We start from the raw sequence: 21070 nt of genomic DNA, 5'->3' as shown, positions 1-21070 counted from the left end.
GAATCCCCTTACAGCGCCGGGTAGGCGTTCTCGACGAGCGACTTGAACTGCGCCGGGAACCAGACGCCGGCGTGCGGCGCGCCCGGCATCGCGCCGGTGAGGTTGCCGCCGTTGGACTGCTGGTCGCCGCGGAAGGCGGGGTCGCACATCGGGTCGTGCTGCTTGCCTTCCTCGTTCGGGCCTTCGGTCTTGGTCGCGATGCCGTCGGACTCACCCGGCGGCTTGATCCAGACGTAGGCGTCGAAGTTCGGCCGCGGCGAGGCCTGCGGACGCGCGCCGATGCCCGCGCCGACCTGGTTGCACCAGTTGCCGCGGTGCAGGCGGCGGTCGATGCGCCCGGAGTTCACGTACTCGTCCACAGTGGACCCGGTGGCGCCGCTGGGCCGGTTCGCGCCGCCCCAGCCGTTGCGGGAGGTGTCGATCAGCATGCCGATGCCCGCCGGGAAGCCCGCCGCCACGAACCGCCGGTAGAGCTCGGTGCCGTAGTCGGCCTCGTCGAAGTACGGGTTCCACTCGTAGAACTTCGCGGACTTGAGCGGCTGGCCGCCGACCGTCTTCGCCGGGTCCGTCAGGTACGGCTCCTCGACCGGGGTGTAGTTCGCGGTGTCGGAGATGAAGCCGTCGACGCTGTTGAAGCCCTTCGTCGTGCCCCGGACCACGTCGGTGTAGAGCTGCACGGCGGGCACGATGTTGCTGTCCCAGCCCAGCCACGCGGAGTGGGCGATGTCGAGGTAGTTGTAGACGTTCGTGATCGCGCTCAGCTTGTTCAGGGCGTACTGGATGCCCTGCACGTACGCACCGCTGGACTTCGCCTCCGCGCACTTGGGCTTCGCGGTGTTGGTGACGAGGTTGGGCAGCGAGTCGGGCTCGACGATCGCGACGATGCGCAGGTCGCGGTACTTCGCGTCGGCGAGGATCGAGGCGATCGGGTCGATGTACTCGGCCTTGTAGCGGGCCAGGCCGTTCTTGCTGACCTCGAGCTCACCGTTGGAGGCCAGCGCCGAGCAGTCGCGGTTGGGCAGGTCGTAGACGACGACCTGGAACACCAGTGGCCGGCCGGCCGCGGCCTGCTGGCGCAGCGCCTCGTCGAGGTGGCCGCGCAGACCGCGGCCCGCCGTGATGGCGCCGATGCGGTCCATCCACACGGCCGTCGAGTTCTGCGCCACCTTGCGCATCGCCGTGCCGAGCGCACCACCGGTGCTGGTCGCGAGGCTGTTGACCTGGGCGACGTAGTCCGGGTTGAGGTAGCCGGCGGCGCCCGCGTACGGGTTGGCCACGTGCCCGTCGGGGTTTCCGGGGTCCTCAGAGGTCGTGGTGGTGGTGGTCGTCGTCGTGGTGGTCGTGGTCGTCGTCTCGCCCGGGCCGCCCGTGCACGCCGTGCCGTTGAGCTTGAAGCCCGTCGGCTTGTCGTTCGTGCCGGAGTAGGAGGCCTGGAAGCCGAAACTCGCCGACGCGCCGCTCGCCAGGCTCTTCGACCAGTCGGGGTTCTTGGCCGCGACGTGCTGGCCGGACTGGGTGATCGTGGCGTTCCAGTGGTTCGTGATCCGCTGGTTCCCGCCGAAGTCCCACTCCAGGGTCCATCCGTCGGAGATCGCGTCACCCACGTTGTTCACCGTGACGTTCGCGGTGAAGCCGGTGTCCCACTGGTTGGCCTGGTAGTCCACCGAACATCCGGCGGCGGCGCTGGCCTGGTTGCCCACCAGTACCAGCACGCTCGTGCAGAGCGTCAGTGCAGCGACGGCTGATCCGCCGCGCACCAGATTCCTAGATCGCATGAGGGGTCCTCGCAGCATCGTTGCCGGGGCTGAACTGGGAGCGCTCCCAGTGAGGCCGGGACAGTAACCAAGGAAGACCATTTGAGAAAGAGTTCGTCGAACGTCGACGCAGCCGCAGGTGATCGCGGTTTCTGCACGCTTCGTGGTGCTTTGGGGCCAGACCTCGCGAAGTCGAAGAATGTGAAACGATATCCTTGCGCGTGCAAGTTACTTTCTGTCGTACTGTTTCGTCGAACATTGGTCTGTTCCGGTGACGGGTAACGTCCAGGACACTTTTCGTAACTCGGTACTGATGACGTGGAAAGTTACGCCGAACGGTGGTGTGTCAGCACTCCGAACGGCCCTGAAAAGCACTGTTAGCCGAACTAATTGTTCGTAGGTGTGAAATCCTCGGATTTGCCATCGGCCGAATGGCGGCACCGACGTTGGTGCTCGGATCGATTCAGTCCTGGCCAGGCTTCGCGGATGTGAACAAATCTTCAGCCTCTGCGGCCCCTCTGTGCGCCTTCTGGTTCAGCGAATGACTCCATTCGGCCCACACTTGCGGCGAAATGCTCGGCATTCGGCGCAAATTCGGGGTGGACCCTCTTTTGGAGAGGTTTCTTGTCCGTTACAGTCCGCATTCTGGGAGCGCTCCCAGACAGCCTCTTGCACCCCCTGCCATTGGAGGCTCACATGCATTGGCGCATGTCGAGAGCGGTAACAGAGATGCCGGCCGAGTCGCCGGCGACGGTCTTTCCGGACCTCGACCTCACCTGCTCCGGTCGCGCCATCGGCGTCGAGCCCCGCTGAAATCTCGGCGCGGGACGTTCGGCAGGCGCAGGCGTCCCGCGCCGAATCCAAGCCCGCGGGTCAACGGCTGACCCGTGACGGAGGAGGAACGAATGAGGTACCGGACCAGAGCGGGACGGCTGCGAAGTAGGCCCGTCGCCCTCGCCGCGGCCACGATCGTCATGGCGGCGATGATGCCGGCCGTCGCGCAGGCGGCGGTGGCGTGCTCGGTGAACTACAGCATCTCGAACGACTGGGGCGCCGGCTTCGTCGCGGACGTGGCCATCAAGAACGAGGGCGACCCGATCAACGGCTGGACGCTCAGCTGGACGTTCCCGGACGGTCAGCAGATCACCAACCTGTGGAACGGCAACTACACGCAGTCCGGTGCCAAGGTCAGCGTCACGCCGGTCGACTGGAACCGCAGCATCGGCACCGGCGGCTCGGCGGCGTTCGGCTTCCAGGGCACGCGAAGTGCTTCTGCCAACGGGAAACCGACCGACTTCGCGGTCAACGGAGTGTCGTGCACCGGTGCCAACAAGGCTCCGTCGGTGGCGGTGACCTCGCCGACGGCGGGCCAGTCGTTCCAGAACGGACAGACGATCCCGCTCGCGGCCACCGCGTCCGACAGCGACGGCACCGTCGCCAAGGTCGAGTTCCTGGTCGACGGCGTCGTCCTCTCCACCGACACGACCGCTCCGTACGAGGGATCGTGGACGGGCGCGTCCGTCGGTGACCACGTCGTCGGCGCGCGGGCGACCGACAACCTCGGTGCCGTCACCTCCACGGCACCCGTGCCGGTGAAGGTGCTGGCCGGTGCGACGATCGTGGCCTCCCCGGCGACGATCAACGTCAAGCAGGGCGACAAAGCGACCTTCGGCGTGACGCTGGCGAGCCAGCCGTCGTCCTCGGTGACCGTGGCCGTGGCCCGGTCGTCGGGCAGCGCGGACCTCACCGCGGCACCGACGTCGCTGACGTTCAGCACGTCCAACTGGAACACGCCGCAGAACGTGACCGTCACCTCGGCGGCCAACGGCGGCGACCTGGCGTCCGCGGTCTTCTCCGCCACCGCACCCGGCTACGCGTCGGCCTCGGTGACGGCCAAGGAGATCTCGTCGACGATCCCGAAGTTCCAGGAGGCGTTCCTCACCCAGTACAACAAGATCAAGGACCCGGCCAGCGGCTACTTCCGCAAGTTCGGCGACCTCCTGGTGCCGTACCACGCGGTGGAGACGCTGATGGTCGAGGCGCCGGACCACGGGCACCAGACGACCTCGGAGGCGTTCAGCTACTACCTGTGGCTGGAGGCGAGCTACGGCCGGATCAGCGGTGACTGGGCTCCGTTCAAGGCGGCCTGGGCGTCGATGGAGAAGTTCATCATCCCGTCCAAGGCGGACCAGCCGACCAACGACAAGTACAACCCGGCCAAGCCGGCGACGTACGCGCCGGAGCACGACAAGATGACCGGCTATCCGTCCGAACTGGACGGAAACGTGCCGGTGGGGCAGGACCCGATCGCGGCCGAGCTGAAGGCCGCCTACGGTTCCGACGACATCTACGGCATGCACTGGCTGCTCGACGTCGACAACACCCTCGGCTTCGGCCGGTGCGGTGACGGCACCACGGCACCGTCGTACATCAACACCTACCAGCGCGGTTCGTCGGAGTCGGTGTGGGAGACCATCCCGCAGCCCTCCTGCGACACGTTCAAGTTCGGTGGCCCCAACGGTTACCTGGACCTGTTCACCAAGGACAAGTCCTACGCCAAGCAGTGGAAGTACACCAACGCGCCGGACGCGGACGCCCGCGCGGTGCAGGTGGCGATGTTCGCCGAGCAGTGGGCGAGCGCGCAGGGCAAGGAGTCGCAGATCGCGCCGGAGCTCGCGAAGGCCGCGAAGATGGGCGACTACCTGAGGTACGCCATGTTCGACAAGTACTTCAAGAAGATCGGCAACTGCACCAGCCCCTCGACGTGCCCCGGCGCCACCGGCAAGGACAGCGAGCACTACCTGATGTCCTGGTACTACGCGTGGGGCGGCGCGACCGACACGGCCAACGGCTGGGCGTGGCGCATCGGTGACGGTGCCTCGCACCAGGGTTACCAGAACCCGTTGGCGGCCTACGCGTTGGCGAACGTTCCTTCGCTGAAGCCGAAGTCGGCCACGGGCCAGCAGGACTGGGCGAAGAGCGCGGACCGCCAGCTGGAGCTGCTGCAGTGGCTGCAGTCGGCCGACGGTGCCATCGCCGGCGGTGTCACGAACAGCTGGAACGGTTCGTACAGCACGCCTCCCGCCGGCACGCCGACGTTCTACGGCATGTTCTACGAGGCGCACCCGGTGTGGCACGACCCGCCTTCGAACCGGTGGTTCGGCTTCCAGGTGTGGCAGATGGAGCGCACGGCCGCGCTGTACCAGAAGACCGGTGACCCGCGGGCGAAGAAGATCCTGGACAAGTGGGTGCCGTGGGCGCTCGCCAACACCACGGTCGGCACGGGCGGAGCGTTCCAGATCCCGTCCGACCTGGAGTGGACCGGCGCGCCGGACTCGTGGAACCCGACCTCGCCGGGCGCGAACGCGAACCTGCGGGTGAAGGTGCTGAACTTCAGCCAGGACGTCGGCGTCGCGGCGTCGTTCGCGAAGACCCTGCTCAACTACGCGGCCAAGTCGGGCAACGGCCCGGCGCGGACCACGGGTGAGGGTCTGCTGACGGCGTTGCTGGACCACCAGGACGCCAAGGGCATCGCCATCCCCGAGACGCGGACCGACTACAACCGGTTCGACGACCAGTACAACGCCACCACCGGCGAGGGCGTCTACGTCCCGCCGGGCTGGACGGGGACCATGCCGAACGGCGACAAGATCGGCCAGGACTCCACGTTCCTGTCGATCAGGTCCTTCTACAAGAACGACCCGGACTGGCCGAAGGTGCAGCGCTACCTCGACGGCGGCCCGGCCCCGACCTTCACCTACCACCGGTTCTGGGCGCAGGCCGAGATCGCCACGGCGTTCTCGCTGCAGGCGGAGCTGTTCGGGTAGCAGGTCGGCGCTGACGCGTCCCCGGCACGACGGCGTGCCGGGGACCCGTCAGCCCCCTCACCACGATCAACAAAGGAGTTGTTCGCCATGCGTGCTCGAACCCTCCGTCCGGCGGCGCTGCTGCTGGCCGCCGTCACGGCCGTGACGGGACTGGTGGTGGCGTTGAGCCCACCCGAGGCCTCCGCCGACACGACGATCTGCGAGAAGTTCGGCTCGACCAAGATCCAGGGTGGCCGTTACGTCGTCCAGAACAACGAGTGGGGCGCCAGCGACGGTCAGTGCATCAGGGTCTCCGACACCGGATTCACCATCACCTCCGGCAACCACAACGTGCCGACCAACGGAGCGCCCGCGTCCTACCCGGCGATCTACGCGGGCTGCCACTACGGCAACTGCTCCAGCGGGAGCGGACTTCCCTTGCAGGTCAACGGGTTCGGCTCGCTGCCCTCCAGCGTCTCCTACACCACGGCCGGCGGTTACTGGGACGCCGCCTACGACCTCTGGTTCGATCCGAACCCCAACCAGAGCGGGCAGAACACCGGTGCGGAGCTGATGATCTGGGGCAGTCACCAGGGTCCGCCGCAGCCGATCGGCAGCAAGGTCGGCACCGCGTCCCTCGCCGGTGCCAACTGGGACGTCTGGATCGGCAACATCGGCTGGAACGTCATCTCGTACGTCCGCCAGCAGACCACGAACTCGCTGTCGGTGAACCTCGCCGACTTCACCAGCGACGCGGTGCGCCGGGGCCAGGTGCAGACCTCCTGGTACCTCACGAGCGTGCAGTTCGGGTTCGAGCCGTGGCAGGGCGGACCGGGTCTCGCGGTGAACTCGTTCTCGTTCTCCACCTCCGGCTCCAACCCGAACCCCGACCCGAACCCCAACCCCAACCCGAATCCCAACCCCGGTCCCACCTCCTGCCGTGCCGCCCACAAGATCACCAACTCGTGGCAGGGCGGCTTCACCGGCGAGGCGACGATCACCAACACCGGGTCGTCGGCCGCGAGCAACTGGCGGTCGACCTGGACCGTGCCGTCCGGTGTCACGGTCACCAACGGCTGGAACGCGAACGTGTCGCAGAGCGGCTCGACGGTCACGGCCACCGCGCCCGGCTGGAGCCCCGACCTCGCACCCGGTCAGAGCGTGACGATCGGTTACCAGGCCAACGGCCAGGCCGGGTCACCGAGCGGCTTCACGCTGAACGGCGCGCAGTGCTCCTGACCTGACGCCGTTCCCCTTCTCCCGCAGGCCGTTCGTGCCACCCGCCCGGTGCGGACGGCCTGCGGGGCCCTCGCCTGCCCAGGTTTTCCGAATTCGGGTGAACGCATTTCCCGGTGCGCCCTCCGATCGTTCGAATCGAATGTGGTCGAAGCACCTGTGAATGACTTGACCTGCTTCTGATCTCGCACCAGCGTCAGATGCGGGAATTCGACGCAATGACGCGAAAGGAAGGCTCTGTGGCGAACAATCGGCGATTACGGAGACCACGATCGCTCACGGCCGCCGGTGCGGCCGCGTGCCTGGTCGCGGCGACGTTCACCGTCCAGACGGGTGCGGCGGTGGCGGCGACCGCCGGACCGGCGCTGTCGGTGGACCCCTCCGCTGCCCGGCACGCGATCAGCCCCGGCATCTACGGCCTCAACGGGGGCGATCCGGCGTTCAACGCCGAGATCGGCCAGACGGTGGCCCGCTGGGGCGGCAACGCCTCCAGCCGGTACAACTTCAAGAACCGCACCTACAACACCGGCAGCGACTGGTTCTTCGAGAACATCGTCGCCGACGACGCGCACTCCCTCGAAGGAGTGGTCGGCTCGAACCTCGGCCGCGGCATCAAGCCCGTCGTCAGCGTGCCGATGGTTGGCTGGGTCGCGAAGGACTCGCCCTCCTCGCACCCGTTCACCTGCGGTTTCCCCGCGAGCCGGTTCCCGAGGCAGGACAGGTTCGACGAGTGGGACGCCGGCTGCGGCAACGGCCAGCTCGACGGCAAGAACCTCACCGGCGTGCCCACCGACAGCTCCGTCCCGGCGGACGCGGCGTTCGCGGGGGAGATGGTGTCGCACCTGGTGAGCCGGTTCGGCACGGCAGCGCAGGGCGGAGTGCCGATCTACGAGCTCGACAACGAACCGGTGCTGTGGGCCAACACCCACCGCGACGTGCACCCCGACCTCGTCTCGTACGACGAGCTGGGCGGCAAGGGTACGTCGACCGCCGCGGCGATCAAGGCCGCCGACCCGAGCGCGGCGGTGCTCGGCCCGTCCGGCTGGGGCTACTGCGAGTGGGTCGCGTCCGGTGTGGACGGCTGCGGACCGGGTGCGGACTCGGCCGCGCACGGCGGGCTCAACCTGTCCCAGTGGTACCTCAAGAACATGAAGGACTACAGCGACGCGCACGGCGGCAAGCGCTACCTCGACTACTTCGACCAGCACTTCTACCCGCAGATCAGCGGGGACAAGACGCCGGAGGCCAACGCGTTGCGGCTGCGGTCGGTCCGGTCGCTGTGGGACCCGACCTACGTCGAGGAGTCGTGGATCGGCCCCGGTGGGGTCAACGCGCCGCCGCTGCAGTTCATCCGCACGATGAAGGCGTGGACCGCCCAGTACTACCCCGGCACGAAGACCGCGATCACCGAGTACAACTGGGGCGCGCTCGACGACATCAACGGCGCGCTGGCGCAGGCGGACATCCTGGGCGTCTTCGGGCGTGAGGGCCTCGACCTCGCCACGATGTGGGGCGAGCCCAAGCCGACCGACCCCGGTGCCTACGCGTTCCGGATGTACCGCAACTACGACGGCGCGGGCAGCCGGTTCGGCGACGTCAGCGTGTCCGGCACCTCGGCCGACCAGGGCCGCCTCGCCGTCTACGCGGCCGAGCGCTCCTCCGACAAGGCGCTGACCGTCATGGTCGTCAACAAGACCGGCGACGACCTGACCTCGCCGTTGTCGCTGGCCGGGTTCGACAGCGCGGGCGCGGCGCAGCGGTTCACCTACGGCCAGGCCAACCTGGGCGGCATCGTGCGCGGAGACGACCTGCCGGTGAGCAACGGGCGGGTCGACGCGACCTACCCGGCGAACTCCATCACGCTGCTGGTCCTGCCGCCGGCCGGGTGCACGGCGAACCTGCAGGTCAACGGTGACTGGGGGAGCGGGCACGTCGCGACCGTGACGGTCACCAACAACCGCCGCACGGCGATCACCGGGTGGCGGGTCGGCTGGACGTGGCCCGCGGGCCAGCAGGTCACCAGGTCGTGGAACACCGCCCTGAAGCAGGACGCGGCCGGCGTGGTCGCCGCGGATGCCGGGTGGAACGGCTCGGTCGGGGCCGGTGGTGGTACCACCACCTTCGGATTCCAGGCCACCGGCCCGGCCGCGTCGCCGCGACTGACCTGCACTCCCACCTGATTCACGCCCGGCAAAAGCGTCGAGTCGATTCGACGTGAATTCTCTCTGGGGGAAATCGGGTTTGTGTCACGCTCGCCGGGAGTTGCCGTGTGAGGTGGAATCCGAGTCTCAGGGAGATGTCATGCTGAAACGCTGGCTGATCGCGTCCGTGGTCACCGGGTTGCTGATGACTGCGGGCGCGACCGGCGCCCACGCCGACTACGCGCCACTGGCGGGGAGGATCAAACCGGGCGTCACCTACAACGGCCCGGGCACGTGGTACGACAGCGACGGTGACGGTGCGTGCCTGTTCGGGCCGTACAACGACAGAATGACGGTCGCGATGAACCAGACCGACTACGAGACGTCGAAGGCCTGCGGTGCCTACCTGGAGGTGCGGGCGTCCAACGGCAGGACCATCCAGGTGCGGGTCAACAACCTCTGCCCGTCGCCGTGCCGGGTGGGCCAGCTCGACCTGACCAAGGAGGCGTTCTCCCGCCTGGCCGACCCGATGGTCGGGGAGATCTCGGTGACGTGGCGGCTGCTCAGCCCCGGCATGTCGAGCGGGATCTCGCTGCGGTACAAGGACGGGTCGTCGCAGTGGTGGTGCGGGATCCAGGCGATCGACCACCGCAACCCGGTGGCGCGCCTGGAGGTGCAGACGGGCAGCGGGTGGAGGGAGTTGCGGCGCACCGACTACAACTACTTCCTGTCCGAGGACGGGGCCGGCTGCGGCGGTGCCATCGCGATCACGGACATCTACGGTCAGCGGCTCGTGAGCAACCCGTTGCCGATCCGCCCCGGTGTGGCCCAGTCGACGAACCTGCAGTTCGCCCAGCACTGACTCGGGCGTCCACAGTGGACGGTGGTGACGCGCCCGCACGTCACCCCGTGCCGTAATGATGTTTGCGCTAACAATCTGTTTCATCAGACGTCATACCGTTTGCAGTCGCAGAAGAACCGTTGTCATCCATTGGCATGGTGTGCATAGTGTTAGCGCTCACTCAGTTTCATCAACGATCGAAGAAGCTGGGGCACGACCACTTAGGACGATCATGAGCTCAGCTTCTCCCCGGCACCGCGGCCGGGTGTTCGTGCGCACGGCCGCCCTGGCGCTCGCCGTGGCCGGCGCCGTCACGCTGGTGCCGAGCGCGGCACAGGGAGCCACCACCCTGAGAGCCGCGGCCGCGCAGTCCGGCAGGTACTTCGGTGCCGCGGTGGCCGCGCACAAACTCACCGACGCGCAGTACACGGCGATCGTCGACCGGGAGTTCGGCTCGGTCACGCCCGAGAACGAGATGAAGTGGGACGCCACCGAGCCGTCCCGCGGCACCTTCACCTTCGACCGCGCCGACCGGATCGTCGAGCACGCCCGTGCGCACGACCAGCTCCTGCGCGGCCACACCCTGGTCTGGCACTCCCAGCTGCCGTCCTGGGTGCAGGAGACCCGCGACGCGAACACCTTGCGCGACGTGATGAAGAACCACATCAACGTCCTCATGGGACGGTACCGCGGGCAGATCCACTCCTGGGACGTCGTCAACGAGGCGTTCGCCGACGGCGGCAGTGGCGAGATGCGCGGCTCGGTGTTCCGCGACGTGCTCGGACCCGGCTTCATCGAGGAGGCGATGCGCGCCGCGCGTTCGGCGGACCCGGCGGCCAAGCTCTGCTACAACGACTACAACATCGAGGACTGGAACGCGGCCAAGACCCAGGCCGTCCACCGGATGGTGCGGGACTTCCGCTCGCGCGGCGTGCCGATCGACTGCGTCGGCTTCCAGGCGCACTTCGGCACCACCGCCCCCGGCTCGTTCGCCACCACCCTGCAGAACTTCGCCGCCCTCGGGGTGGACGTGCAGGTCACCGAGCTCGACGTCGCGGGCGGCGCCGCGCAGCCCGACACGTATCGCCAGGCCGTGCAAGCGTGCCTGTCGGTCGCGCGCTGCACCGGTGTCACCGTGTGGGGCGTCCGCGACAGCGACTCGTGGCGGGCGCCGGACCAGGTCCTGCTGTTCGACGGCTCCGGCAACAAGAAACCGGCCTACGACGCGGTGCTCGCCGCGTTGAGCGGCGCGGGCGGCTCGACCGTGCAGACCGGCGTGAACTACCACCTGGTGGCCGCGCACAGCGGCAAGGCCGCCGACATCGCGGGTGTCTCGACGTCTCCGGGAGCACTGCTGCAGCAGTGGTCCGGTGGCGGCGGGCTGAACCAGCAGTTCGACTTCCTCTCCTCGGGTGAGGGCTACTACCGCGTGCGGGCGCGGCACAGCGGGCTGGTGCTCCAGGTCGCGAGCACCGCCGCCGGCGCGGACATCACGCAGCAACCCGACAACGGTTCGGCGGCGCAGCAGTGGCGGGTGGTCGACCACGGTGGCGGCGTGGTGAGCCTGGTCAACAGGTCCAGCGGCCTCGCGATGGACGTCTGGGGCGCCTCGCCCGACAACGGCGCGCGCATCTCCCAGTGGACCTACACCGGCGCCCCGAACCAGCGCTTCGGGCTGCAGCGGGCCTGACCGGACCACGTCACCGCAGGAGGAGGAACAATGCTCGACGGGATCGGACGCGGGCGCCGTCCTAGATCGGCCGTGATCGTCACGGTCATGGCGCTGTTCGCCGGCTTGCTCGCCGGCACCGGCACACCCGCCCAAGCGGCCACTGTGGACACCGCTTCCTGGTACGTGCTGGTCAACCGCAACAGCGGCAAGGCACTCGACGTGTCGGCCGCGAGCACCAACAACGGTGCGCCACTTCAGCAGTGGACGCGGCACAACGGTGACAACCAGCAGTTCCAGTTCATCGACTCCGGTGGCGGCTACTACCGGTTGCGGGCGCGGCACTCCGGCAAGGCGCTGGACGTGGCCGGGTACTCGACCGCCGACAGCGCCGCCGTGCAGCAGTGGTCCGACATCTACGGGTCGAACCAGCAGTTCCGGCTGGCCGACGCGGCGAACGGGGACGTCCGGCTGATCAACCGCAACAGCGGCAAGGTGGTCGAGGTCCAGAACGCCTCGACGGCCGACGGCGCCCGCGTCGTGCAGTACTCGGACCTGGGCCGGGCGAACCAGCAGTGGCAGCTCGTCCGGGTGGGCGCGATCGGCTCGCTGCCCTCGTCGTTCCAGTGGTCCTCCAGCGGCGTGCTGGCCGGACCGAAACCGGACTCGCGGCACCCAGACGCCCTGTCGGTCAAGGACTTCTCGGTCATCCGCTACAACAACCAGTGGCAGGTCTACGCCACGACGGCGAGCCCGTCGGGCTGGGGCCTGGTGCACTACGCGTTCAGCGACTGGTCGCAGGCGGCCAACGCGACGCACACCTACCTGGACACGTCCGCGATCGGTCCCGGCTACCGCGCGGCACCGCAGGTGTTCCACTTCGCGCCGCAGAACCTCTGGTACCTCGTCTACCAGACCTCGCCGCCGACGTACTCGACGACCACGAACCCGGCGGACCCGCGGTCGTGGTCGGCGCCGAAGACCTTCATGTCGCAGGAACCGGACATCGTCAAGCAGAACAAGGGCAACGGCATCTGGCTCGACTTCTGGGTCATCTGCGACAACGACAACTGCCACCTGTTCTTCAGCGACGACAACGGTCACGTCTACCGCGCCCAGACGTCCCTGGGCAGCTTCCCCAACGGGTTCGGCAACACCCAGATCGTGTTGTCCGACAGCAAGAACAACCTGTACGAGGCGAGCAACGTGTACAAGGTCGTCGGCCGCGACCAGTACCTGCTGCTGCAGGAGGCGATCGGCTCGGGCAACCGGCGGTACTTCCGCTCCTACACCGCGACCAGCCTCACCGGGAGCTGGACGCCGCTCGCGGTCGCGGAGAACGCGCCGTTCGCGGGCAAGGCCAACGTGACCTTTCCCGACGGGGCGTGGACCCAGGACATCAGCCACGGGGAACTGGTGCGGGCGGGCACCGACCAGATGCTGACCATCAATCCCTGCCGGTTGCAGTACGTGTATCAGGGACTGGATCCCAACGCGAGTGGCGACTACATCAGGTTGCCTTATCGAATGGGGCTGCTCACGCAGACGAACTCGGCCTGCTGACGTTTGTTGTCGTGCAGGCGTTCAGACCGGCGGTCCTGCCCGTCCTGGGGGCGGGCGGGGCCGCGCTGAAGCATGTTTCGACCATTTCGACAAATTCGATGGAAAATCAGGGATCCGGACGATCGGCTGCCGCCTCGTCAGGCGCTTTGACCTGCACTTACTGGTCTGTCCTCCTTCTTCTGATGATTTGTGCGCGATTTTGTTGGTGGCTTGTCCGCGCTCCGGTGACGTGCTGTCATGAACTGGCTCTTGTCCGCGATCGAGGTAAGGCAATAAACTTCCCAGACCTGCATGTTAACGCTAACAACTGGAGGTTGGTGCAATGACGCACAACCGAAGGGCTTTTCTGGCAGCCGGTGCCGCGGGAATGGCGGGCGTCGCGCTCGGAAGCCGCGCGGAAGCCGCGGTCTGGGAAAATGTTCTGTCCGGCACGTTCGCCAACTACGGCACGCTGGAAGCGGCGTGGAACTACCGCTATCCGTGGGGGTCGGACCACAACGGCACCGCGCGGATGTACGGCAGTTCGAGCGATCACAACCACGTCTACCTGGAGAGCGGCGGCGTCCTCGTGCTGAAGGCGAGCCGGATCAGCTGGGACGAGGGCAACAGCTCCGCCGACCCGCACCTCCCGATCCACTACCACTCCGGCGCGATCCACGCCAAGCAGCAGATCCTGGTGAACGACCAGTTCCCGTCCTGGGAGGTCAAGGGGGAGTTCCAGGCACCGTCCTGGCGCGGGACCTGGCCCGCCTTCTGGCTCACCGGCGCCACGAGCTGGCCGCCGGAGAGCGACGTCCTGGAGTTCAAGGGCGACTCGCGGAACTGGTTCAACACCTACCGCAACGGCAGCGGTGGATGGTCGAACACCGTCGTGAACGTCAACAACCCCGGTGCCTGGCACGGTTATCGCGCCTGGATCACCAAGGTGAACGCGTCCGATGTGGACATCCACTACTACCTCGACGGCAACTGGGTGGGGCAGCACCGCGGCGCCGGCTTCGTCGGCAAGCCGATGTGGCTGATCATCAACCTGCAGATGGAGGGCTCGTCGGGGTCGCCGGGGCCGTCGTCGGACACGTACTACCGCGCCCGCAACGTCTACATAGGACGCGACCGTGCGTGATCCGTTCCGCTGCTGAGGAAAGGCCTAGCTGTGAGCGTCGGCGAAGAGAGCGTCCTGCCGCTCTTCCGCGATCCGGGCGCACCGACCGGGGCGCGGGTGAACGACCTGCTGTCGAGGTTGACGACAGAGGAGAAGATCTCGCTGTTGCACCAGCGCCAGCCGGCCGTGCCGCGACTGGGCGTCGCCGCCTTCCGCGCGGGCAACGAGGCGCTGCACGGCGTCGCCTGGCTCGGCACCGCCACGGTGTTCCCGCAGGCGATCGGACTCGCGAGCACCTGGAACCCGGAGCTGGTGCGGGCCGTCGGTGACGCCACCGGCACCGAGGCCCGCGGCTTCCACGCCAAGGACCCCGTCGAACACGGGCTGAACCTGTGGGCGCCGGTGGTCAACCCGTTGCGGGACCCGAGGTGGGGGCGCAACGAGGAGGGCTACTCCGAGGACCCGCTGCTCACCTCCGTGATGGGCACGGCCTACGCGAGCGGTCTGCGGGGCGACCACCCGGTCTACCTGAAGACAGCGCCGACGTTGAAGCACTTCCTCGGCTACAACAACGAGACGGACCGCTGCACGACGTCGTCGAACCTGCGTGCGCGCGTGCTGCACGAGTACGAACTGCCGTGCTTCCGCGGTCCGATCTCGGCCGGAGCCGCCGTGGCGGTCATGCCGTCCTACAACCTCGTCAACGGCCGGCCCGCCCATCTCTCCCCGTATCTCAACGAGCAGCTGCGACGCTGGACCGGCGACGAGATCGCGGTGATGAGCGACGCGCTGGCACCGTCCAACGTCGCCGGGGTGCAGGCGTACTTCGAGACCCAGGCCGAGGCGCACGCCGCGATGCTGCGCGCGGGACTCGACAGCTACACCGACGAGGACTCGGTGCACGTCGTCACCGTCGAGCACGTCACAGAGGCCCTGCGCACCGGGCTGATCACCGAGGAACACGTGGACCGGGCCGTCGGCCGGGTGCTCGGGTTGCGGTTCCGCCTGGGCGAGTTCGACCCTCCCGAGGACAACCCGTACGCGTCGATCGGCCAGGACGTGATCGCCGCGCCGGCACATCGGCGGCTCGCGCTGGAGGCGGCCCGCCAGTCCGTGGTGCTGCTGAAGAACGCCGGTGATCTCCTCCCGCTCGACCCGGCGACGGCCGGGCGCGTCGCGGTGATCGGGACGCACGCCGGTGTGCTGTTCGAGGACTGGTACAGCGGAACCCTGCCGTACTCGGTGACCCCGCACGACGGCATCGCCGCGCTCAACCGCGGGCCGACGACGTTCGAGGAGGGGGTCGACCGGATCGCGCTGCGCACCGCCGACGGCCGCTACCTCACCGCCGTGCCGGGACAGGCCGTGACAGCGAGCCGCGGGTGCGGTGACGCGGTGGCGTTCGACCTGATCGACTGGGGACACGGGGTCTGCACCCTGCGCAGCGCCGGAACCGGCCGGTTCCTCGCGTCGACGGCGGAAGGCCGTCTCGTCACGGACCGGACCATGCCGGGCGGGTGGAACGTCCACGAGCTGTTCAGCGCGATCGGTCCGAACACCTGCGTCCTGCGCAACGTCGTGCTCGAACGGTTCGTCGCGGTGCGCGACGACGGCGCGATCGAGTTCGTGCCAGAGGAGGCCGACGCCACGACGTTCGAGGTCGAGGTGTGCCGCTACGGGCTCGCGCGGGCGGCGGCCCGTGCCGCCGAAGCCGATGTCGCGATCGTCGTCATCGGCAACGACCCCCACATCAACGGGCGGGAGACGCAGGACCGCGCGGACCTGGAGCTGCCGCCCGCCCAGGCGCGGCTGGTGGACGTGGTCCGCCAGTTCAACCCGCGCACCGTGCTCGTCGTGGTGAGCAGCTATCCCTACGCGCTGGTGCGGGAGAACGAGCACGTTCCGGCGATCCTGTGGACCTCGCACGGCGGTCAGGAGCTCGGCAGGGCGCTCGCCGAGGTGGTGTTCGGGCTGTCGGCGCCGTCCGGCAGGCTCACCCAGACCTGGTACCGCGACGCCGCCGAGCTGCCGGACCTGTTCGACTACGACATCATCCGCGGCCGCGGCACCTACCTGTACTTCGACGGCGAGCCGCTGTACCCGTTCGGCCACGGGCTGAGCTACACGACGTTCGGCTACGGCGAGCTCGTGCTCTCCTCGCCTCAGGTGCGGCCCGGTGCGGAGCTGGTGGTCTCGGTCGAGGTCACGAACACGGGTCCGGTGTCGGGGGCCGAGGTCGTCCAGCTCTACGGACGGCAGCGCGAGTCCCGAGTGCCCCAGCCGCTGCGCAGGCTGCTGGCGTTCGAACGGGTGGAGCTGCTGCCGGGGGAGCGCCGGCTCGTCCGGTTCGTGCTGCGCGGCGACGACTTCTGGCACTGGGACGTCCTCACGGGGCGGGAGCTCGTCGAGACGGCGGTGCACGAGCTGTGGGCGGGGCCGTCGTCCCAGGTGATCGCGAGCCGGGCCGAGGTCCAGGTGGTGGGGGAGACGCCACCGCCGCGCGACCTCGTGGGGGCGACCCTGCGCGGGGACCGCTTCGACGACTACGCGGACATGACCCTCGCCGACGAGACGAGGGAACACGGCACCGTCGCCCTCAGCACGGGTGCGGGGGCGTGGCTGAGGTACGACGGTGTGCGTGCCGACGACCGCGTGGCCCGTGCGGTCGTGCGGATCGCCGCGCGGGCGGGCGGACCGGCCGCGGTGACGGTGCGCCTGGACGACCCCGTGACCGGTCCCGTCGTGGCGACCGCGGAGGCGGTGCTGCCCCCGGATCCCTATGCCTGGCGGGAGATCGAGGTGCCGGTTCTGCCCGTGACTCCCGGATCGTCCGCACGCGCCCTTTTCGTCGTCGTGAACCGCCCGGGAGTGCGGTTCGCGGAGATCACCTTTCGAAGTGGCGGTGGACATGATCACCATCGTTGACGTGGCACGGCACGCCGGTGTCGCCACGAGCACCGTCTCGTACGTGCTCACCGGCAAGCGGCCCATCTCGGCGGCGACGCGGTCGAAGGTGCTGGAGAGCATCCGGGTGCTCGGCTACCACCCGCACGTGGGCGCGAGGTCGTCGGCGATCAGCCGGACCAACGTGGTGGCGCTCGCGGTGCCGTTGCGGGAGGGCCAGCACGTGCCGGTGATGATGCGGATGGTGAGTGCGGCGGTCACCGCCGCGCGGCACCACGGCCTGAACGTGCTGCTGATGACGGCGGACCGCGGTGTGGAAGGTCTGCGCACGGTCGCAGGGAGTGCGCAGGTCGACGGTTTCCTGGTGCTGGACGTCGAGATGAACGACGAGCGGGTGCCGTTGCTGCGCCAGCTCGCCCAGCCGTCCGTGCTCGTCGGCCGTCCGTCCGTCACCGCCGGGCTCACGTGCCTCGACCTCGACTTCGAGGCCGCCGCCGCGGCCTGCGTGGACCACCTCGCCGACGCCGGGCACCGCTGCATCGGCTTTCTCGGCGCCCCCACGGCGGTCTACCAGCGCAACACGGCGTTCGCCCACCGCACGATGGTCGGGTTCAGCGCGGCCGCCATGCGCAGGGGCATCACCTCGACCATCGTGCCGACCGCGGGCGATCACCAGTCCGTGTTCAAGGCGGCCCAGGCGTTGTTCCGGGGACCCCAGGCGACGACGGCGCTGGTGGTGCACAACGAGGCCGCGCTCGGCTGGGTCGTCCCCGCGTTGCGCGCACTGGGCCGCAAGGTGCCGGAGGACGTGTCCGTGGTCGCCATCTGCCCGGACGAGCTCGCCGAGCAGACGTCACCCCCGTTCACCTCGGTGCGGCTGCCGGTCGAGGAGCTCGGCCGGCGGGCGGTGGACCTGCTGGCCGGCAAGCTCAACGGCAGGAACGTCGAACCGCTGACCCTGCTCGCGCCGAAGCTCGTCGAACGGGCGAGCACGGCCGGGGGCACTCACCGGGCTCTGATCCGGCGAGTGCCCCCGGCCGCCACGGCTTAGACCGTGTCCGGCGAGGACACGGCCTAAGCGCTCGCGCGGAACACCATCGACGTCGGCAGCAGCACCGAAGGCGGCAGGCCTTCCGCGCCTGCCAGCTCCGCGAGCAACCGCCACGTCATCATGCGGCCCAGTTCCTCGATCTCCTGTCTCACGGTGGTGAGCGGAGGTACCGCCGTGGCGGCGGGCATCGAGTCGTCGAACCCGACGACGGCGACGTCCTCCGGGATCTTCCTGCCACCGTCGCGCAGGACGCGCAGTGCGCCCAGCGCCATGATGTCGGCGGCCACGAACACCGCGTCGAGGTCCGGTGCCCTGCTCAGCAGCTCCTCCATCGCCAGCGCACCGCTGTCGGAGGTGAAGTCGCTGTGCACCACCAGGTCCGCCGACCGCTGCGCCTCTCCCACACCCCGTCGCCAGCCGCTGAGCCGGTCGATGCCGACGGTCATGTCCTTCGGGCCGGCGATCGTCGCGATCCTCTTGCGTCCCAGCGACACGAGGTGCCGCGTGGCCAGCAGCGCGCCGGTGAAGTTGTCGGCGTCGACGAACGGCACGTCACCGGTGAGGACGGGACGGCCGCCGATGACCACCGGCAACCCCCGGTCGTGCAGGATGTGCGGCAGTGGGTCACCGCCGTGCAGGCTCACCACGAGCGCGCCGTCGACGTGCCCGCCGCTGAGGTAGGCCACGAGGTCGTGGTTGTCCTCCGGCTGGCTCATCATCATCAGCAGCTGGATCCTCCTGCCGGCGAGCTCCGCGTGCACGCCGCGCAGCACGCCGGCGAAGAACGGGTCCGTGAGCACCCGGCTGCCCTGTTCGGACACCACCAGCGCGATCGCGTTCGCCTTGCTGCCCGCGAGCGTCCTGGCCGCGTGGTTGGGGCTGTAGCCCAGCCGCTCGATCGCCAGGTTGACGGCCTGGCGGGTTCGGTCGCTGACGTGCGATCCTCCGTTGAGGACCCTGGACACGGTCGACTTGGACACCCCGGCCGCGAGCGCGACCTCCACGATGCGCGGACCGGGGCGCCGGCCGTTCAGGTCGGTCACGGTACGGCGACGAGCGCGTTGCCGCGTGCCACCCGTGCGAACCACTTGGCGCTCATCTTGGGTGTCCGGACCTGGGTGTCGTAGTCCACGTGCACGATGCCGAACCGCTTCGCGTACCCCTCGGCCCACTCGAAGTTGTCGAGCAGCGACCAGCAGAAGTAGCCGCGCAGCTGCACGCCCATCTCGATCGCGTCGTGCGCGGCGCGCAGATGGGACTCGAGGTACGAGGTGCGGTCCAGGTCGTGGATCCCGCTGCCCTCGACCTCGTCGCGGAACGCGGCGCCGTTCTCCGTGATGTAGAGGGGAATCCGCGGGTACTGGGCGTGCAGGCGCAGCAGCACCGACGTGAGGCCCTCCGGCCGCACCTCCCAGTCCATGTCCGTGCGCGGGAAGTCCCTGCGCGGGAACGAGTGGTCCCCGACGCCGACCCACGGCGACGGCCCGGTCTCACCGGGCTCGGCGCTGATGTGGTGCTCGGTGTAGTAGTTGACGCCGAGCATGTCGAGCGGTGCGGAGATGATCTTCAGGTCGCCGTCGCGGACGTGCCCGCTGAAGCCGAACGGTTCCAGGTCCGCCACGACGTCCGCCGGGTACTCGCCGCGGAACAGCGGGTCGAGGAAGATCCGCTGCTGCAAGCCGTCGAGCCGCCGCGCGACGTCCTGGTCGGCGGGGGAGGCGGGATCGGCGGGGATGATCGGGTACATGTTGAGCGTGATGCCGACGCGCGTGCCGGCGGTGACGTCCCGGATCGCCTGGGCGGCCAGGCCGTGACCGAGCAACAGGTGGTGCACGGCGGCGACGGCCGCCTCTGGCTCGGTGCGTCCCGGCGCGTGCACCCCGGACGCGTAGCCGAGGAACGCGGCGCACCACGGCTCGTTCAGCGTCGTCCAGGTGGTGACGCGGTCGCCGAGCGCCTCCGCGGTGGCGGTGGCGTAGTCGGCGAACCGGAACGCGGTGTCGCGGTTCGCCCAGCCGCCCGCGTCCTCCAGCTTCTGGGGCAGGTCCCAGTGGTAGAGCGTCGGCCACGGCTGGATGTCGTGTGCCAGCAACGTGTCGATGAGCCTGCGGTAGAAGTCGAGCCCGGCCTGGTTGACCTCGCCGCCGTCGGGGCGCACCCGCGGCCAGGCGATCGAGAACCGGTAGGCCCTCAGCCCGAGATCGGCCATCATCCGCACGTCCTGCTCGAACCGCCGGTAGTGGTCGGCTGCGGGTTCGCCGCTGTCCCCTCCCACGACGTTGCCCGGTACGCGGCAGAACACGTCCCAGATCGAGTCCGTGCGACCGTCCACACCGGTCGCTCCCTCCACCTGGAACGCGGCGGTGGCCGCGCCCCAGAGGAACCCTTGCGGGAAAACGATGTCCGTCACATTCATCCCTTCACGGCGCCCTGCATCACGCCGGCGACGATCTGCCGCCCGAGCACGATGAACACGATGAGAACCGGAACCGTCGCGAGCGTGGTTCCGGCGAGTACGAGTGAGTAGTCGACGTAATAACCGCTCTGCAGCTTCTCCAGTGCGACCTGGATGGTGGGGTTGTCGGCGTTGAGCACGACGAGCGGCCAGAGGAAGTCGTTCCAGGACTGCATGAAGGTGAACACGCCCAGCATGGCGGCGGCGGGGCGGGCGGCGGGGAGTGCGACGTGCCAGAAGGTTCGCCAGAGGCTGCAACCGTCCATGCGCGCCGCTTCGACGAGTTCGTCGGGTACGGCGTCGACGAGGTACTGCCGCATCCAGAACACGCCGAACGCGGTGACGAGGTTGGGCACGATCACGGCTTCGAGCTCGCCCGCCCAGCCGAACTCGGCCATCGCCATGTAGAGCGGGATGATGCCGAGCTGGGTCGGTACGGCGAGGGTCGCGACGACGAAGACGAAGAGCACGCCGCGGCCGCGGAAGCGGAGTTTGGCGAAGGCGAACCCGGCCAGTGCGGAGAGCAGCACGACCGAGACCGTGACGGT

General features: G+C 68.7%; 13 protein-coding genes. 9 read left to right on the top strand and 4 right to left on the bottom strand.

The window, feature by feature from the left end; genetic code table 11:
* Positions 1–8 precede the first annotated feature (8 nt).
* Positions 9–1775 carry a glycoside hydrolase family 6 protein gene (locus tag ACWEIJ_RS42570; RefSeq protein WP_449842990.1) on the bottom strand — a complete coding sequence of 589 codons (1767 nt, stop codon included), beginning with the start codon at positions 1773–1775 and terminating at the stop codon, positions 9–11.
* An 884-nt stretch (positions 1776–2659) separates the two neighbouring features.
* On the opposite strand from ACWEIJ_RS42570, the gene ACWEIJ_RS42565 reads away from it, so the two are divergent.
* The 9 genes from ACWEIJ_RS42565 (at position 2660) to ACWEIJ_RS42525 (ending at position 18067) form a co-directional block, all read left to right on the top strand.
* Positions 2660–5581 (top strand): glycoside hydrolase family 48 protein, encoded by a 2922-nt coding sequence (locus tag ACWEIJ_RS42565; RefSeq protein ID WP_449842989.1) that lies wholly within the window; start codon positions 2660–2662, stop codon positions 5579–5581.
* A gap of 87 nt (positions 5582–5668) precedes the next feature.
* Positions 5669–6799: a GH12 family glycosyl hydrolase domain-containing protein gene (locus ACWEIJ_RS42560; protein ID WP_449842988.1), complete on the top strand. Its 1131-nt coding sequence runs from the start codon at positions 5669–5671 to the stop codon at positions 6797–6799.
* 236 nt (positions 6800–7035) lie between these two features.
* Entirely contained in the window at positions 7036–8976 is a 1941-nt protein-coding gene (locus ACWEIJ_RS42555; protein WP_449842987.1) for a glycoside hydrolase family 44 protein, read from the top strand.
* A 121-nt stretch (positions 8977–9097) separates the two neighbouring features.
* Positions 9098–9799, top strand: a complete 702-nt coding sequence (locus ACWEIJ_RS42550) for an expansin EXLX1 family cellulose-binding protein (protein WP_449842986.1) — start codon at positions 9098–9100, stop codon at positions 9797–9799.
* A 211-nt stretch (positions 9800–10010) separates the two neighbouring features.
* Positions 10011–11468 (top strand): endo-1,4-beta-xylanase, encoded by a 1458-nt coding sequence (locus tag ACWEIJ_RS42545; protein ID WP_449842985.1) that lies wholly within the window; start codon positions 10011–10013, stop codon positions 11466–11468.
* Positions 11469–11555: 87 nt separating this feature from the next.
* On the top strand, positions 11556–13010 hold the full coding sequence (locus ACWEIJ_RS42540) for a non-reducing end alpha-L-arabinofuranosidase family hydrolase (protein WP_449842984.1): 1455 nt from the start codon (positions 11556–11558) through the stop codon (positions 13008–13010).
* Between the two features lie 322 nt (positions 13011–13332).
* Positions 13333–14133 (top strand): family 16 glycosylhydrolase, encoded by an 801-nt coding sequence (locus tag ACWEIJ_RS42535; protein WP_449842983.1) that lies wholly within the window; start codon positions 13333–13335, stop codon positions 14131–14133.
* A gap of 30 nt (positions 14134–14163) precedes the next feature.
* Positions 14164–17037: a glycoside hydrolase family 3 C-terminal domain-containing protein gene (locus ACWEIJ_RS42530; RefSeq protein ID WP_449842982.1), complete on the top strand. Its 2874-nt coding sequence runs from the start codon at positions 14164–14166 to the stop codon at positions 17035–17037.
* Positions 17021–18067 carry a LacI family DNA-binding transcriptional regulator gene (locus tag ACWEIJ_RS42525; protein ID WP_449842981.1) on the top strand — a complete coding sequence of 349 codons (1047 nt, stop codon included), beginning with the start codon at positions 17021–17023 and terminating at the stop codon, positions 18065–18067. Before ACWEIJ_RS42530 ends, ACWEIJ_RS42525 begins: the two co-directional genes overlap by 17 nt.
* A gap of 23 nt (positions 18068–18090) precedes the next feature.
* Here ACWEIJ_RS42525 and ACWEIJ_RS42520 read toward each other — a convergent pair whose 3' ends face one another.
* The 3 genes from ACWEIJ_RS42520 to ACWEIJ_RS42510 all read right to left on the bottom strand — a co-directional run.
* On the bottom strand, positions 18091–19110 hold the full coding sequence (locus ACWEIJ_RS42520) for a LacI family DNA-binding transcriptional regulator (RefSeq protein WP_449842980.1): 1020 nt from the start codon (positions 19108–19110) through the stop codon (positions 18091–18093).
* Positions 19107–20483 (bottom strand): GH1 family beta-glucosidase, encoded by a 1377-nt coding sequence (locus tag ACWEIJ_RS42515; protein ID WP_449842979.1) that lies wholly within the window; start codon positions 20481–20483, stop codon positions 19107–19109. Before ACWEIJ_RS42515 ends, ACWEIJ_RS42520 begins: the two co-directional genes overlap by 4 nt.
* Positions 20480–21070, bottom strand: a 591-nt coding sequence (locus ACWEIJ_RS42510) for a carbohydrate ABC transporter permease (protein ID WP_449842978.1), incomplete at its 5' end; no start/stop codon positions are given. The genes ACWEIJ_RS42515 and ACWEIJ_RS42510, both read right to left, overlap by 4 nt.

Source organism: Lentzea sp. NPDC004789 (assembly GCF_053601075.1).
This window is presented reverse-complemented; position numbering and strand designations above follow the sequence as displayed.

Excerpts from the sequence above, each read along its gene's own strand:
- ACWEIJ_RS42545 (WP_449842985.1), top strand. The coding sequence starts at position 10,011 with ATGAGCTCAGCTTCTCCCCGGCACCGCGGCCGGGTGTTCGTGCGCACG.
- ACWEIJ_RS42560 (WP_449842988.1), top strand. The coding sequence starts at position 5,669 with ATGCGTGCTCGAACCCTCCGTCCGGCGGCGCTGCTGCTGGCCGCCGTC.
- ACWEIJ_RS42570 (WP_449842990.1), bottom strand. The coding sequence starts at position 1,775 with ATGCGATCTAGGAATCTGGTGCGCGGCGGATCAGCCGTCGCTGCACTG.
- ACWEIJ_RS42540 (WP_449842984.1), top strand. The coding sequence starts at position 11,556 with ATGGCGCTGTTCGCCGGCTTGCTCGCCGGCACCGGCACACCCGCCCAA.
- ACWEIJ_RS42525 (WP_449842981.1), top strand. The coding sequence starts at position 17,021 with ATGATCACCATCGTTGACGTGGCACGGCACGCCGGTGTCGCCACGAGC.
- ACWEIJ_RS42535 (WP_449842983.1), top strand. The coding sequence starts at position 13,333 with ATGACGCACAACCGAAGGGCTTTTCTGGCAGCCGGTGCCGCGGGAATG.
- ACWEIJ_RS42550 (WP_449842986.1), top strand. The coding sequence starts at position 9,098 with ATGCTGAAACGCTGGCTGATCGCGTCCGTGGTCACCGGGTTGCTGATG.
- ACWEIJ_RS42565 (WP_449842989.1), top strand. The coding sequence starts at position 2,660 with ATGAGGTACCGGACCAGAGCGGGACGGCTGCGAAGTAGGCCCGTCGCC.
- ACWEIJ_RS42515 (WP_449842979.1), bottom strand. The coding sequence starts at position 20,483 with ATGAATGTGACGGACATCGTTTTCCCGCAAGGGTTCCTCTGGGGCGCG.